This is a genomic window from Actinomadura sp. KC345, from assembly GCF_004348515.1.
Classification (GTDB): domain Bacteria; phylum Actinomycetota; class Actinomycetes; order Streptosporangiales; family Streptosporangiaceae; genus Spirillospora.
Genome location: NZ_SMKH01000186.1, coordinates 1 through 15,404, shown reverse-complemented (window position 1 = coordinate 15,404; position 15,404 = coordinate 1). Strand labels below are relative to the sequence as shown.

Sequence of the window (15,404 nt, the reverse complement as noted above, 5' to 3'; positions counted from 1 at the left end):
GGCGGGGGACGCGCCGGACGTCACGAACAGGCGCCGCATACCGCGCCGTGCCGTGATGCTCGGCGCGGTCGCCGTCGCGGTCGCGGGTGCCGGCGGCGCCGGAGCACTCGCGGCCGCCCGGCGCGGCGGGGACGCGCCGGCCCCCGCCCAAGCCGCGCAGCTCGGACCCGGCATCACGCTCACCGGCCACACCGGCGTGGTCGAGGCGGTCGCGTTCGGTCCCGGCGGCAGGCTCCTGGCCACCGGGGGCAGCGACGCACCGCGCATCTGGGACGTCGCCACGGCCCGCACGCTGCGGACCCTGGACACCGCGAACGTGCGCGGCGTGGCGTTCAGCCCGGACGGGAGACTCCTGGCCACCGCGCACGACGACTCCTTCGCCGCGCTCTGGGACGTCTCGTCGGGCCGCAGGACCGCGACGTTCCGCACCGAGCGGTTCGCGGTCTGGACGGTCGCGTTCAGCCCGGACGGCCGTACGCTCGCCACCGGGAACCCGGACGTGCGCCTGTGGGACCTCCGGACCGGGCGCGCCACCGTCTTCGACACCGGCCCCCTCACCCGGAACCCGCAGGGCGACCCCGCCCCCAACACCGTCCTGAAAGTGGAGTTCAGTCCGGACGGCAGAACCCTGGCCGCCGCGCAGACCGGGTACGGCGAAGGGGGCGGCCAGGGCGCCGTGCTGGTCTGGGACGTGGCGACCCGCCGGAGGACCGCGCTGCTGCGGGGGCCGGGCGAGGACACCCGGTCGCTGGCCTTCCTCCGCGGCGGCGCCTCCATCGCCGTCTGCGGCGAGAGCGCCGAGATCGCGCTCTGGGACGTCGCCGCCCGCCGGATCACGGCCTCCTTCACCGGCCATCTCGACGAGGTCCGGGGGCTGACGGGCAGCAAGGACGGCACCACCCTCGCGAGCTGCGGCGTCGACCGGAACGTCCATCTCTGGGACGTCGCGTCCCGCCGGACCACCGCGGTCCTGACGGGGCACACCCAACTGCTCGACACGCTGGCGCTGTCCCCGGACGGCAGGACGGCCGCGGCCGCCGGCGGCCAGGACGATCACGCAGTGCGGATATGGAAGGTCCGGTAGATGCAGGCATTGCGACCGCAGGATCCCCCCAGCGTCGGCCCGTACCGGCTGGAAAGGCGGCTGGGCGAGGGCGGGATGGGCCAGGTGTTCCTCGGCGCCTCACCGGGCGGACGGCAGGTGGCGGTCAAGCTGATCCGCGCCGAGCACGCCGCCGACGCCCATTTCCGGGCCCGCTTCGCCCGCGAGGTCGAGGCGGCGCGCAGGGTCGGCGGCTTCTACACCGCCCAGGTCGTGGACGCCGACCCCGACGCGGCCGAACCCTGGATGGCGACCGCCTACGTCCCCGGCCCGTCCCTCCGGGACCAGGTCGACCGCGACGGTCCCCTCACCCCCGAGGCGGTGCGGAGGCTGGGCGCGGCGCTCGCCGAGGGCCTGGCCGCGATCCACGCCTGCGGGCTCGTCCACCGCGACCTGAAGCCCGGCAACGTCATCATGTCGCCGGACGGCCCCCGCATCATCGACTTCGGCATCGCCCGCGCCGCCGACGCCACCACGCTCACCGCCACGGGCTCCGTCGTCGGTACCTACGCCTACATGGCGCCCGAGCAGATCCGCGCCGACCGCGCCGGCCCCGCCGCCGACGTCTTCGCGCTCGGCTGCGTCCTCGCCTTCGCCGCGACCGGCCGGGCGCCGTTCCAGGCCGACAGCGTGCCCGCGATCGTCCGGCGGATCGTCGCCGAACCGCCCCGGCTCGACGGCATGGAGGGGGACCTGCGCGACCTCGTCGCCGCATGCCTGGCCAAGGACCCGGAGCAGCGTCCCGGCATCACCGGGATCGGCCGCCGCCTCGCCGCCTCGCCGGCCCCGCGCCGGGTCCCGCGCCGGGCCCTGATCGCCGGGGCGGCCGCCGCCACCGCCGCCGCGGCGATCGGCGGCCCCACCGCGTGGCTGCTCTCCCGCCCGGACGAGCCCTCCGCGCCGGCGTTCAGGCCGACCGCCGCTCCCATCGACTCGAAGGTCCTCGTCGGCAAGCCGCTCTCCCTGGACTCGCTCACGTTCATCGACGGCGGCGCGGTCCTGATGGCCGCCGGGACCGAGGCCGTCTGGCACTGGAAGCCGTCCACCGGCGAGCACCGGATCACCGACATGCCGGAGGTCCTCGCCGAATCCGGCGTCCGGACGTTCAGCGCCGACGGACGGGTCCTGGCGGCCTGCCAGGACACCCACGTCGCGATCGGGGACCCGGCCACCGGCCGGACGATCCGCCGCATCGACGTTCCCGACCGCCCGACCTGGGTGGCGCTGAACGCCGACGGCTCCAGGCTCGCGGTCCACCACGGCGACAGCGTCGGCCTCTGGGACGTACGGACGGGCCGCAGGAACGGCCCGAGCTTCGGCGACGGCCACACCCTCGCCTTCAGCCCCGACGGGAGGCTCCTCGCGGGCGGTGAGTCGGCCGACGAGGGCCCCATCTGGGTCTGGGACGTCGCGACCGGCCGCACCGTCACCGAACTGCGCGAAGGCACGCCCGGGGCACTGGCGTTCAGCCCCGACGGCACGGTCCTCGCCGGGACCATCGTGAGGGACGTCCGCCTCTGGGACGCCCGGAGCGGGCGTACGCTCCGGACCATGCGAGGGCACACCGACTACATCGACGCGCTCGCCTTCAGCCCGGACGGCGGAATGCTGGCCAGCGGCGGCGACTTCGACGACCACACCATCCGGCTGTGGAACACCCGGACCGGCGCGCTCATCGCCACCCTGACCGACGAGACCGACGACGTGGGCACGCTGGCGTTCTCCCCGGACGGCCGCTCCCTGGCCAGCGCCACCGGCGACGGCACGGTCCGCGTCCGGCGCTTCGCCTGAACCGCGGGCCGCCCGATCACACCCGCACGGGCAGGGACACCAGACCGCGGACGATCGAACCGGTCCGGTGATGGCGCAGGTCGGAGGGCGGCACGGCGAGGGCGAGGCCGGGGAAGCGGTCCAGCAGGGCGCCGATGGCGATCTGGCCTTCCAGCCGGGCCAGCGGGGCGCCGAGGCAGAAGTGCGGGCCGTGACCGAAGGCGACGTGCCGCTTGGGGGCGCGAGTCACGTCCAGCCGGTCCGGGGCCTCGAACACCGCGGGGTCGCGGTTGGCCGCGCCCAGCGAGACGTGCACCCAGGCGCCCTTCGGGATCGGGGTCCCGGCGATCTCCATGTCCTCCAGCGCGATGCGCTGGCTCGCGCGTTCCACCGGACCGTCGTAGCGCAGCAGTTCCTCGACCGCGGACGGCAGCAGTTCGGGCCGTTCCCGGAGGAGTGCGAGCTGGCCGGGCGCCTGGAGAAGGGCGAGCACGCCGTTGCCGATCAGGTTGACCGTGGTCTCGTGCCCGGCGATGAGCAGCAGCGCGATGCTTCCCAGCATCTCCGCCTCGGTGAGGGCGGCGTCTCCGTCGCGGGCGGTGATCAGGCCGCTGATCAGGTCGTCCCCGGGATGGTCGCGGCGTTCGGCGATCACCTCGACCAGGTAGCCGTTGAACGCGCGGGCGGCCTCGCGGCGGCGCTCCCGGGCCTCGGCGGTCAGCGCGGGGACGGTCAGCACGGCCGTCCACTCCCGGAACCTGGCCTGGTCGGACGCCGGCACGCCCAGCAGCTCGCAGATGACCTGGACCGGCAGCGGGACGGCGAACTCCTCGATCAGATCGGCCCCGCCGCGGGCCGCGACGCCGTCCAGGAGCCCGTCGGCGATCTCCCGGACGCGGGGGCGCAGCTTCTCGACCCGCCGGCCGGTGAACGCCTTGGCCACCAGGGCGCGCATCCGGGTGTGGTCGGGCGGGTCCATGGCGAGCATCGTCCCGCCGAAGAACAGCTCGCCGTCGACCGGCACGGAACTGTGCGCGCTGTCCTTGGAGAGCCGGGGGTCGTTCAGCGCCGCGCGGCCGTGCTCGTGGTCGACCACCAGGAAGGCGGTGGCCCCGCCGGGAAAGTCGATCGAGTGGACCGGCCCGGACTCCCGCAGCTCGTCGTAGGCGGCGTACGGGTCCTCGGTGAACGTCCGGCTGAAAAGGAACCCCAGCGGCAGCATCACACCACTTCCCCCACCCCGGCGAGGAAGCCGGGCCGGGACATGTCGGGCCTGAACGGCTCGGCGTCCATCCGCCAGTCCGCGACCTGGACCAGGCCGGGGCCGACCATCTCGGTGCCCTCGAAGAACGTCCTGACCTCGTCGATCCCGCGCGGAACGATGTCGCCGGCCCCGGTCCTGCCGTAGGCGGACCGCACCTGGTCCTCGACGCCCTGGGTGACCTCGCCCCGGTGGCCGTGGGAGATGACCACGAAGCTGCCCGGGGCCAGCGGCTTGCGCAGCTTCGCCACGATGTCGGCGGGCCGGTCCTCGTCCGGCACGAAGTGCAGGATGGCCAGGAGCAGGAGCCCCACGGGCTCCCCGAAGTCGATCCGGCCCCGGACCTCGGGATGGTCGACGATGCTCTCCGGCTCGCGCAGGTCCGCCTGCACGACCGTGGTCAGCGGGTTGTCGGCCAGGAGCGCACGCGCGTGCACGAGCACGATCGGGTCGTTGTCGACGTAGATGACGCGTGAGCCGGGGGCGGCGCGCTGGGCCACCTCGTGCACGTTCTCCCGCGTCGGCAGCCCCGAGCCGATGTCGAGGAACTGCCGCACCCCGCGCCCGGCCATCATCGTCACGGCCCGGGCCAGGAGCCTGCGGTTGGCGCGGGTGAACTCCAGCACGTTCGGCATCGCCGACACCACCTGGTCGGCGGCCTCGCGGTCCGCGGCGAAGTTGTCCTTGCCGCCGAGGTAGTAGTCGTACATCCGGGCCACGCTGGGCACTTCGGGGTCGATCACCCACTCCGGATGGTGCTCACCACTCACGGACAGACCTCCCGCCTGAGTACCGATCGGACGATTGTAGGGGGACGAACCCGGGAGTTTTCCCATTGTCAGGAACTCTGCGAACGGCTCCGGACGGAACACATGCGCACGGGCGCCGTGGGAGGATGACCGGCATGGGACAAGTCGTGGCCACCGCGGAGAAGACGCTGAAGGCGAGCCCGGAACGGGTGCTCGACGCACTCGGCGACTACACGGGCGTGCGATCCCGCATGCTGACCGAGCACTTCAGCGAGTACGAGGTCCGGGAGGGCGGCCGGGGCGAGGGCACGGTGGTGCACTGGAAACTGGCGGCCACCAGCAAGCGCGTCCGCGACTGCCTCGTCGACGTGAGCACCCGCGGCACGGACCGGCTGGTGGAGAACGACACCAACTCCTCCATGGTCACCACCTGGACCGTCTCCCCCGCCACCGAGGGCGCACGCGTCGAGGTCATGACCACCTGGGACGGCGCGGGCGGCATCGGAGGCTTCTTCGAACGGCTCTTCGCCCCCAAGGGCCTCCAGCGCATCTACGACGCGCAACTCGCCAAACTGGACTCCGAACTCGCCACCTGACGAAGCCGAAGAGCCGGCCCGGTCCTGACCGGGCCGGCGCCCCCCGCGCATCGCGGGACCGGCGTCAGGGGTGCGGGTCCGGTTCGCGTAGCTCGCGGCGGAGGATCTTGCCGGTGACGCTCTTGGGGAGTTCGTCCTCGACCAGGATCTGCGCCGGGGCCTTGTAGACGGCGAGCCGGGCGCGGCAGTGCTCCCGCAGTTCCTCGCCGGTGGCGGCGGCTCCGGGGCGGAGGCTGACGTGGGCGCGCACGGTCTCGCCGCGGTAGGGGTCGGGGACGCCGACCACGGCCGCCTCGCGCACCGCCGGGTGCTCGTAGAGGACGTCCTCCACCTCGCGCGGCCAGATCTTGTAGCCGGCCGCCACGATCATGTCCTTCTTGCGGTCGACGAGGTAGACCCAGCCCTCGCGGTCCATGAACCCGACGTCGCCCGTGAGCAGCGTGCCGTCGGGGAAGGACGCGCGCGTCTGGTCGGGGTTGCGCCAGTAGCCCGCGGCGACCTGCGGGCCCGCGATCGCCAGCTCGCCGACCTCGCCCGGGGGCAGCGGCTCGCCGTTCTCGCCGCGTATCTCGACGCGGACGCTGGGGAACGGCACGCCGATCGCGAGGGTCCCGGACGCCTCGTCCACCGGTGCGGGCGTGCCGAGGGGGACCGCCACGGCGGCCGACGTCGTCTCGGTGAGCCCGTAGGCGTTGTGGATGTAGACGCCGAAGGCGTCGGCGAAGCGGCGCACGGTCGCGGACGGAACCGGAGCGCCGCCGCTGAGCACCTTGGTCAGCGAGCCGAGATCGCGCTCGCGGACCGCGGGCTCGTCGAGGAGCGCGATGAACGCGGTGATGGACCCGATCGTGAACGTCGGCCGGTAGCGCTTGGTGAGCCCGGCCACCGTCCTCGGATCGAAGCGGCAGGTCAGCACCAGCGGCAGCCCGGCGCCGAGGCCGAGGGCCAGGTGCATAACGAGCCCGGTGATGTGGAACAGCGGCGCGGTCGTGAGGACGGAGTCGGTCTCGTCCAGCCCGATCCAGGCGCGGCAGGCCGCGACCTGGTAGGCGAGGTTGCCGTGGGTGTTGACCGCGCCCTTGGCCGGGCCCGTGGTCCCGGAGGTGTAGCTGAGCAGCGCGGGCTCGTCCGGCCCGGGAGTGACGGCGGCCCGGGGCGCGCCGCCCTCGTCGAGGATCGCGCGCACGTCGTCGGGCCGGTCCTCGTCAGGCCAGGGGCCGGCGGCGTCCGCCGCCAGCGCGCCGGTGCGGGTGTAGAGGACGTGCCCGGGGACGCTCGCGTCCGGCAGCGCCGAGACCGCCGGAGCGGCCGCGGGGTGCGCGATCAGGACGCGGGAGCCGGAGTCGGAGAGCAGGTGGGCCAGCTCCCGCTCCTTGTACATCGGGTTCACCGGCACGACCGTCGCCCCGAGCTTCCAGACGGCGAGGACGGCCAGGACGCAGACGGGCGTGTTCTGCAAGGCGACGGCGACGCGGTCACCGGAACCGACGCCGCGGCGTTCGAGTCCGGCCGCGAGGGCGTCGCTCAGCCGGTCGGTGCCGGCCCGGTCGAGGGTGGTCCCGAAGTAGTGCAGCTGCGGCGCGTCCGGGCGTTCGGCCGCGCGGCGCCGGAACAGCTCGACGACGCTGCCCGCCTCGGGGCCGATCTCCTCCGGAACTCCGGCGCCGTACAGCCTTCGCCAGTGCGGGTTCACGCGGTCGCTCCCCTCTCCGCGCGGCCGTCCTGCGCGGGCTCCTGCTCGGGCTCCGCCGCGGCCTCCTCGTCGATGCCCAGGTGGCGGGCGATGGTGGCGGGGTCCCGCTCCAGTTCGTCCGGGGTGCCCTCGGCCACGATAGCGCCGCGCTGGATCAGGCAGGCGTGGTCGGCCATCGGGAAGGCGAGCGCCGCGTTCTGCTCGACGAGCAGCATGGTCATGCCCGCCGACCGGATCTCCGAGATCGCCCCGAAGACGGTGTCGACCAGCGCCGGGGACAGGCCCATCGAGGGCTCGTCCAGCAGCAGGAGGGACGGCGCGGTCATCAGGGCGCGGCCGATCGCGAGCATCTGCTGCTCGCCGCCCGACATCAGGGCGGCGGTCTGCCCGCGGCGCTCGGCCAGCCGGGGGAACAGGTCGTAGACGTCGTCGGCCAGGGCCTTGCGCCGCCGGCCGCGCGCGTAGGCCGACAGGTCGAGGTTCTCCTCGACGGTCAGGCAGCCGACGACCATCCGGCCCTCCGGCACCAGCGCGAGGCCCCGGCGGGCGACACGGTGCGCGGGCATGCCGGTGATGTCCGCGCCGTCGAAGACGACGCGTCCGCCGGACGGGCGGAGCAGACCGCCGACGGCCTTCATCGTGCTGGACTTGCCGGCGCCGTTGGCGCCCAGCAGCGCGGCGACCCGCCCCTTGCCCAGGGTGATGTCGACGCACGCCACGGCGCGGATCGATCCGTAGGTCACCTCCAGCGACTCGATGGTCAGCATGGGCGATCCCTTCTGTCCGTGCGGGCTCACTTGCCGAAGTACGCAGTCACTTGCCGAAATACGCTTTGCGCACCTCGGGGCGGCGCAGGCATCGCGCCGGCTCGTCGCAGGCGATGACCTCGCCGGAGGCCAGCACCGCGACCTGGTCGCAGATCTCCTGGATCAGGCGCATGTTGTGCTCGACGACGACCACCGAGGTGCCGTCCCGCCGGAGCCCGGTCACGAGGTCGCCGATCCCGGACCAGTCGGCGGCGTTCATCCCGGCGGTCGGCTCGTCGAGCAGCAGCAGCCGGGGCCGCGCCATCAGCGCCCGCGCGATCTCCAGGCGCCGCTGGTCGCCGTAGGACAGCGTCTCGGCGAGCCGTCCGGCGGAGTCGCGCAGCCCGACCGTGTCCAGGCATTCCATGGCCCGTTCCCGCAGGTCGCGGAGTTCGGCGCGGGCGCGGGGGGTGGCGGCCAGGCCGCGGGCGCTGCCGACCTTCCGCAGCCGGTACCCGCCTGCCAGGACCTGCTCGGCGACGGTGAGGCCGCGCAGCAGCCGGATGTTCTGGAACGTCCGGGCGACGCCGAGCCGGGCCAGCGCGGTGGCGCGCAGGTGGTGGCAGGGCTCGCCGAACAGCGTGACCGTGCCGCCGTCGGCGGGCAGCAGCCCGCTGATGATGTTGAGCAGGGTCGTCTTGCCGGCCCCGTTCGGCCCGGCGACCCCGAAGATCGCGCCGCGCGGGACGGTGAGCGCGACCGAGCTCAGCACGCTCAGCCCGCCGAACCGCTTGGCCAGCCCGTCGATGACGAGCGCGTCGCCGCTCATGTCCCTACCTCCGCGACCTTCTGCGCCGCCTCGGGCGCCGGAGCGGCGGCGGCCCGCCGCTCCCGGAGCCGGCGCCAGCGCAGCGGGTCGATCAGGCCGCCGGGCACCCAGATCATGATGACCAGCAGCAGCACGCCGTTGATGATGGACTGCCCCTGGCCGATGAACTGGTTTACGTACACCGGCAGGCCGGTGAACACGACCGCGCCGATGACGGAGCCGAACCAGTGGTACGCGCCGCCGAGGACGACGCACGCGATGACGGTGACGGCCAGGTCGATGTAGAAGGTGTCGGGGTCGATGTAGCGCAGCAGCGCGGCCTGGAGGACGCCGCCGATGCCGCCGATGACGCCGCTGACCAGGAAGGCGCCGATCTGGATGCGGCGGACCGGGACCCCCATCGTCGCGGCGGCCGTGGGGTCCTCGCGGGTGGCGACGGCCGCGGTGCCGAACCGGGACCGGGCGAGCCGGGCGAGGAACAGGCACACCAGCCCGAGCACCAGCAGGAGCTCCCAGAGCTCCACCTTGACGGGGACGATCTGGCCCTCCGAGCCGCCGGTCAGGTCGCCGAGGTTCACCACGATCACCCGGGTGACGAGGATGAGCGCGACGGTGGCGAGCGCCAGCCAGTGCTCGGCCAGCCGGATCAGCAGCAGCCCCGCCGCCGCGGCCAGGACGCCGCCGCCGAGGCCGCCGGCGGCCAGCGCGGGCCACAGCCCGAGCCCGGCCGTGGACATCAGGTGCGTCGCCGTGAACGCGCCGGCGGCGGCGAAGCTGACCGTGGCGAAGCTGAGCAGGCCCGCCCACAGCGTCACGTAGGTGCTCAGGGCGAGGATCGCGCCGACGAGGGCGAACTGCAGGGCGCTGACCAGCAGGGCGAATTGCGTCGCCATCATCATGCTCTCCCTAGCTCGACGGTGCGGAACAGGCCGCGCGGGCGGGCGACGAGGACGGCGAGCAGCAGGCCGAACGTGATGGCGTCCTGGAACGAGGCGGAGATGTACTGCGCCGACAGGACCTGGATGACGCCGATCACGAACCCGCCGAACGCGGCGCCCCGGACGTCGCCCATGCCGCCGATGACGACCGCCGCGAAGCCGTGCAGGAGCAGGCCGTCGCCGAGGCTGAACGTGAAGGTCTGGCCCGCGGCGAAGAACACGCCCGCCAGCCCGGTGGCGGCTCCTGCCAGCGCGGCGGCGGTGAGGATCGCGACGCGCGGGTCGACCCCGCCGAGCATCGCGGCGCCGCGGTCATGGCCGACGGCCCGGATCGCGGCGCCGAGCCTGGTCCGGCTCAGCACGAGGTGGATCGCCGCGGTCACCGCGACCGCGCACACGATCGCGAGGATCTGGGTCATCAGCATCCGGACGCCACCGATGTGCACGAGGCCGTCCGGCACCGTCCCGGGCGGGAACCCGAGCGGCGCGGCGCCGGTGGCCAGGCTCGCCGCCTCCCGCAGCGAGATCCACAGCGCGACGCTGGTGATGATGGTGCCGAGGAGCTGCGTGCCGCCGCGCTCGCGCAGCGGCTGGAAGGCGATCTGGTCGACCGCCACCGCGGTCAGCGCGCCCGCCGCCGCGCCCGCGAGGACGGCGACGGCGAACGGCAGGCCCGCCTCCGTGATGACCCAGTACGCGGCGAGCGCGCCCCAGGTCGCGTAGACGCCCTGCGCCAGGTTCAGGATCCGCATGGTGGAGAACACCACGCCGAATCCGACCGCGAACAGCGCGTACACGGCGCCGAGCGCGAGCCCGTTGACGACTTGCTGGAGGAATTGCATGGTCAGTTCACCTGCCCGTCACGCGGTGCCCGCGCCGGCGGGGGCCCATGTGCGCTGTCGGCCGTCCTTGGTCCAGGTGACGTGGACGATGCTGTCCGGGGCGTACAGCTGGCCGTCCCGGAATTCCACGTTCCCGTAGATGGTGTCGTCGAGCCGCTTGATGTCCGACAGGGCCTCCGTCACGCTCTCGCGGGTGACGTCCGCGCCCGTGGTCGTGGCGGCGTTCTTGACGGCGGTGGCCATCATGTAGGCGGCCATGTAGCCCTGGGCGGCGTAGGCGTCGGGGTCCGTGCCGTACTCGGCCTTGTAGCTGCGCGCGAACTCCTGGCCGGTGGGACCTGCCGAGCCCGCGAAGAAGTACACCGGGAAGGGCACGTCGGCGAGCGTGGCGCCCGCGGCCTTGAACGCCCCGGGGCTGCCGATCACCTCGGTGGTCACGAGCAGGCCCTGGTAGCCCCGGCTGCGCAGCGCCCTGATGAGCGAGATCGCGGACTGCTGGAGCGTCGAGATGACGACGGCCTCGGGGTTCTTGGCCATGAGCTCGCCGGCGGCGCCGCTGAAGTCGGTCTGCGCGGCGAGGGTGTTGACGGTCCCGAGGTCGCGGACGCCCGTGCCCGCGAAGCCCTCCTTGAAGCTCTCGTGCTGGGAGACCCACCCGGAGTTGTCCTGGGTGACCGCGAAGGCCACCGATTCGGGCTTGGCCTCCGCGGCCACCTTCCGCGCCAGCCGCTTGTTCGCCTCCTGCGGCAGCGTGGTGGTGCGGACGACGTACGGCGGATCCTGGAGGCCGAGGTCGGTGGCGCCGTAGATGTTCAGCGGGAGCTCGGCGTCGCTGGTGATGACCTTCACCGCGCCGGCCACCGGGGACAGGATGCAGCACAGGGCGCCGACGACGCTCTGGTCGACGGCGAGCTGCCGGGCCTGGTCGACGGCCTGCGACGGCTTCTCGGCGCCCTCCTTCTTCTCCAGCTTGATCGTGCGGCCGCCGCTCAGGTGGTTCTCGCGGTTGGCCTGGTCGACCGCCAGCTCGATGCCGTTGGCGAAGGTCTGCCCGGCGAAGGCCACGGGCCCGGTGAGCGCGGTGATGAAACCGATCTTCACCTCTCCCTCCTTGGTGCCGCCGGTGCACGCGGTGGCCAGCGTGGCGGCGGCGATGACCGCGGCCGGCGCGGCCAGCGACCGGCGGCGCAGTGATGGTGCCATGGCGTCTCCTCGGGACGTGCGCTCGTGCGGTGCTCTCGTACGGGGCGCCCTCAGCGGGCGCCGGCCAGAAAATCGATGTAGCGCCGGACGGTCGCGTCGACCGCGGCGGGATCCTGGTCGGGGTACCAGCAGGTCGCGGGGGTGGTGTCGATGACGGTGCCGTCCGGTGCCGCCGCGCGCAGGTCCGGCAGGTTGTCGGCCAGCATGTCGTCCGGCCCCGCGCAGATCAGCGCCGGCACCGCGAGCTCCGGCAGCCGCTCCCGGGTGGGGTAGCGGAAGGCCGCGGCGTAGCTGAGGTGGTAGGTCGGGCCGCTCTGCAGCAGGCCCACCGTCCAGTCGTGCAGTTCGCGGGCGCGCGGAACGCGCAGCGGGCGGGACGCGGCGGTGCGGTCGCGGTACCACGGCCAGAACAGGAACATGTCGCGCCGCATCCCCCACGCCTGGACGAGGTGGGAGCCGAACCGGTCCGCACGCAGCGGCGGCAGGTAGTGCTCCAGGATGTCGGCGGTGAACTCGGGCGGCAGGAGCGGCGGCGCCTCCAGCACCGCCCGGCCCACCAGGTCGGGGCGGCGCACCGCCATTTCCAGCGCGATCACGGCCCCGGTGTGGGTGCCCCACAGGTGCACCGGGCCGCCGGCCCGCCGCTCGGCGACCTCGGCCACCGCGTCCGCGAGCCGACCGATGTCGACCGGGTCCCGCCAGGGCTTGTCCGACTGGCCGTTTCCGGGGTAATCCGGGGCGATCACGTGGAAGTCGCCCGACAGGCCGCGCATCAGCGGTTCGAGCAGGTTGGCGGACCCGGGCGCCGAGTGCAGCGCGACCAGCGGCGGCGCCGCCGGGTCCCCCGCCACCCGGAGGTGGACCTGCCCGATGGAGGTGGTGAGGAACTCCCGCCGCACCTCGGTGTCCCGTGCGCCGGACGGCCCGTGCGGCGCGCCGCACACGGCCGCACCGGAGGACACCGGGCCGGAGGGCGCGTCCGCCAGCGGCAGCGTCCTGCGTTCGGGTGCGCTCGCCGGGGCGGCGGGCGCGGGCGGGCGGCCGTGGGCGCGGGAGAGTTTGCCGAGCCACCGGGACACCGGGGACGGGCCGGTGCCGCCGGAGTCGACGGTCGCGGTCGGCGGCAGGGCCCCGGCGAAGGGGTCCTCCGCCGCGCGGCACCACGTCTGCCACAGGGCGGCGAAGCCCTCGGGGTGCTCGGCGAACGCGACGACGGTCCGGTCGAGCGCGGCGGGCGAGGGCAGCTCGGCGCGTCCAGGGACGGCCGAGCGCGGCGCGCCGGGCGGGAACAGGTGCGCGTCCCGGACGAGCTGCCACAAGCGCGGCAGGTGCGTGCCGTCCGCGCGGGGCGCGAGGTCGGGCGGCGGCGTCTCGCGGGCGGCGACCAGGTAACCGGGGTCGACCGCGACGAGCTCGCGGCAGCCCGGGACCCGTCCCGCCACGGCCGCGGCCAGCGCGCAGCTCATGTCCAGCCCGGCGACGGTGTGCACGCCCACTGCGGCGGCGACCTCGGCGAGGGCGTCGGCCGCCGGGCCGACCCCGGCCGCGGCTCCCGGCGCGGACCCGCCTACGCCCGGCAGGTCCGCGACGGCGACGGGGTGATCGGGGGCTTCGAGCGCGGCCTCCTCGGCCAGCGGGCGGCCCGACCAGCGGATGCCCGGCAGCACCAGGACGCCCGGACGGTCGCCGGTGAGCCACACCCGGATCTGGCCGTGCCCGGTGTCGATGTAGTCGCCGCGCATGTCAGCCTCCTTCATCCCAGCCACGGGCCGGGGTCCGGCGCCCGTGCTCGCGCAGCAGCAGGTTCAGGCTGCCGCCCGCTTCGAGCACCTTGACCGTCCGGTCGCTGGGCGGGTCGCCGGCCAGTTCCGTGCCGTCCGGGAGCCGGACCGCGGCGCGGCGCCAGTCGACCTCGACCGCGTCGAAGCGCCGCACCGCCGACGCGATGCCCGGCACGGTCACCAGGGGCATCCCGTTGTAGGTCTCACCGCGCCAGAACCCCGGCGAGAACGAGTCGGCGACGACGGCGCTGACGCCGAGGTTCCGCAGCGCGACCAGCGGCGGGTAGTGCGGGTGCCCGTAACCGAAGTTGCGCCCGCCCACCACGACGTCGCCCGGCCGGACCCGGTCGGCGAACCCGGGGTCGAAGTCCCGCATGCAGACCGCGCGCAGCTTGTCGGCGTCGTAGTACTTGATGTTCTCCACGCCGATGATCAGGTCGACGTCGAAGTCGTCGCCGAAGACCCAGGCGACGCGGCCGCGCAGCACGTCGGGGAGCGCGGACGTTCCGGCGCCGGTCACGCGACCACCTCCCGCGGGTCGGTGATGCGCCCGGCGACGGCGCTGGCCGCGACGGTGTAGGCCGACCCCATGTAGATGTCGGCGCCGGGGCTGCCCATCCGCCCCGAGATGTTGAGGACGCCGGTGGAGATGCAGTTCTCGCCCTCCTGCAAGGGGCGGGCGTAGCCGAAGCAGAAGTCGCAGCTGGAGATGGCGATGTCGGCTCCGGCCTCGCGCAGGACGTCCAGGAGCCCCTCCTCCTGCGCCTGCCGGTGGATCACCTGCGAGGTCGGGACGACGTTGAGCTGGACGCCGGGCGCGACCCGCCGTCCCCGCAGGATCTCGGCGGCGGCCCGGATGTCTTCGATGCGGCCGCTCGCGCACGAGCCGATGAACGCCCGCGTGATCGGCGTCCCGGCGGCCTCGTCCACGCCCAGCGTGTTGGCGGCTCGCGCCGACCCGGGCAGGACGACCCGGGGCCGCAGCTCGTCGAGGTCGATCGCGTGGGTCGCGGCGTACACGGCGCCGGGGTCGCTGTGCAGCGGCTCGAACTCCGTGCGGGCGACGCGCCGCGCGTACTCCAGCGCCGCGTCGTCGGGATCGAAGATCGCCGAGACGGCCCCGGTGAACATCGCCATGCCGCACAGCCCCTGGCGGCGTCCGATGCTCATCGCCTCGGCGCCCGGCCCGGTGAACTCCATCACCTGGTGCGCGCAGCCGTCCGCACCGACCCGGGCGATGATCTCGTGGATGAGGTCGCGGTTGTCGACGCCCGGTGCGAACCCGCCGGTCAGGTGGAAGCGGGTCGAGGCCGGCACGTCCAGGAAGATCCGCCCGCTGACCCAGGCTTCGAGGAGGTCGCGCCGGACGCCCCAGCCGAGCGCGCCGAACGCGCCGAGGCCGCTGATGTGCCCGTCGAAGTGGATGAGGAACCTGCCGGGCAGCGCGTAGCCCAGTTCGGCCGCCACCTGGTGGCCGATGCCGCGGCCCTCGTGCACCGTGATCCCGTAGAACTCGCCCCAGCGCCGGGTGACGTCGTGCACCTCCTGCTCGCGGCCGTCGCCCTTGGAGAGCATGTGGTCGATGAAGACGAGGTAGCGCTCGGGGTCGTCGACCTCGGTGATCCCGAAGTCGTCGTGCATCTGCTTGAACATCAGGTCCGTGTAGCCGGGGAAGTCGTAGGCCACCATGTGGTCCGGGCGGAACGCGTGGTTCTGCCCGACGCGCACGTCGTCGAGCCCGGCCGCGCGGGCCAGAATCTTCTCGGTGATCGTCCGGCCGGCGCGGGGAGGCGGCGCCTCGTGGCCGATGTCGGTGGAAGTCATCCTTGGCGTCGTCCCTTTCGAGCGGTGACGGCGGGTTCGGGCGAGGCGTGGGGCGGGCTGGGAGTCAGGC

At 74.0% G+C, this 15,404-nt stretch carries 14 protein-coding genes; 3 read left to right on the top strand and 11 right to left on the bottom strand.

The features are described from left to right. Together E1281_RS26240 and E1281_RS26235 are read left to right on the top strand one after the other, a co-directional pair. Positions 1-1,084: WD40 repeat domain-containing protein (locus E1281_RS26240; protein ID WP_207943491.1), on the top strand; the 1,084-nt coding region annotated here is incomplete at its 5' end. Next, positions 1,085-2,893 carry a serine/threonine-protein kinase gene (locus tag E1281_RS26235; RefSeq protein WP_131882339.1) on the top strand — a complete coding sequence of 603 codons (1,809 nt, stop codon included), beginning with the start codon at positions 1,085-1,087 and terminating at the stop codon, positions 2,891-2,893. A gap of 16 nt (positions 2,894-2,909) precedes the next feature. Here the strand turns inward: E1281_RS26235 and E1281_RS26230 are convergent, their stop codons facing one another. Together E1281_RS26230 and E1281_RS26225 are read right to left on the bottom strand one after the other, a co-directional pair. After that, positions 2,910-4,094, bottom strand: coding sequence for a cytochrome P450 (locus E1281_RS26230; protein ID WP_131882342.1), 1,185 nt, complete (start codon positions 4,092-4,094; stop codon positions 2,910-2,912). Then, the gene (locus E1281_RS26225) at positions 4,094-4,903 is read right to left on the bottom strand and encodes an SAM-dependent methyltransferase (protein WP_243717413.1); all 810 of its coding nucleotides are present in this window, start codon (positions 4,901-4,903) and stop codon (positions 4,094-4,096) included. The genes E1281_RS26230 and E1281_RS26225 overlap by 1 nt, the downstream gene beginning before the upstream one ends. A gap of 134 nt (positions 4,904-5,037) precedes the next feature. On the opposite strand from E1281_RS26225, the gene E1281_RS26220 reads away from it, so the two are divergent. Next, positions 5,038-5,478, top strand: a complete 441-nt coding sequence (locus E1281_RS26220; protein WP_131882337.1) for an SRPBCC family protein — start codon at positions 5,038-5,040, stop codon at positions 5,476-5,478. A gap of 64 nt (positions 5,479-5,542) precedes the next feature. On the opposite strand, the gene E1281_RS26215 is transcribed toward E1281_RS26220, so the two are convergent. The 9 genes from E1281_RS26215 to E1281_RS26175 are packed head-to-tail and all read right to left on the bottom strand — an operon-like array spanning position 5,543 to position 15,334. Next, positions 5,543-7,171, bottom strand: a complete 1,629-nt coding sequence (locus E1281_RS26215; RefSeq protein ID WP_131882336.1) for an AMP-binding protein — start codon at positions 7,169-7,171, stop codon at positions 5,543-5,545. Then, complete coding sequence (locus tag E1281_RS26210) at positions 7,168-7,938, bottom strand: ABC transporter ATP-binding protein (protein ID WP_131882335.1); 771 nt, start codon at positions 7,936-7,938, stop codon at positions 7,168-7,170. Before E1281_RS26210 ends, E1281_RS26215 begins: the two co-directional genes overlap by 4 nt. A 46-nt stretch (positions 7,939-7,984) precedes the next feature. Then, positions 7,985-8,746 (bottom strand): ABC transporter ATP-binding protein, encoded by a 762-nt coding sequence (locus E1281_RS26205; RefSeq protein ID WP_131882334.1) that lies wholly within the window; start codon positions 8,744-8,746, stop codon positions 7,985-7,987. Then, positions 8,743-9,639 carry a branched-chain amino acid ABC transporter permease gene (locus E1281_RS26200; RefSeq protein ID WP_165959110.1) on the bottom strand — a complete coding sequence of 299 codons (897 nt, stop codon included), beginning with the start codon at positions 9,637-9,639 and terminating at the stop codon, positions 8,743-8,745. The genes E1281_RS26205 and E1281_RS26200 overlap by 4 nt, the downstream gene beginning before the upstream one ends. A 2-nt stretch (positions 9,640-9,641) precedes the next feature. Continuing rightward, positions 9,642-10,526 carry a branched-chain amino acid ABC transporter permease gene (locus E1281_RS26195; protein ID WP_131882332.1) on the bottom strand — a complete coding sequence of 295 codons (885 nt, stop codon included), beginning with the start codon at positions 10,524-10,526 and terminating at the stop codon, positions 9,642-9,644. Positions 10,527-10,544: 18 nt separating this feature from the next. Further along, a complete protein-coding gene (locus E1281_RS26190; protein ID WP_131882331.1) occupies positions 10,545-11,729 on the bottom strand; it encodes an ABC transporter substrate-binding protein in 1,185 nt (394 codons plus the stop codon). A gap of 50 nt (positions 11,730-11,779) precedes the next feature. Continuing rightward, positions 11,780-13,471, bottom strand: coding sequence for an alpha/beta fold hydrolase (locus E1281_RS26185; protein ID WP_131882330.1), 1,692 nt, complete (start codon positions 13,469-13,471; stop codon positions 11,780-11,782). A gap of 1 nt (position 13,472) precedes the next feature. After that, positions 13,473-14,030 (bottom strand): 3-isopropylmalate dehydratase, encoded by a 558-nt coding sequence (locus tag E1281_RS26180; protein ID WP_131882329.1) that lies wholly within the window; start codon positions 14,028-14,030, stop codon positions 13,473-13,475. Further along, on the bottom strand, positions 14,027-15,334 hold the full coding sequence (locus E1281_RS26175) for an aconitase family protein (protein WP_207943490.1): 1,308 nt from the start codon (positions 15,332-15,334) through the stop codon (positions 14,027-14,029). Before E1281_RS26175 ends, E1281_RS26180 begins: the two co-directional genes overlap by 4 nt. Between the last annotated feature and the right edge of the window lie 70 nt (positions 15,335-15,404).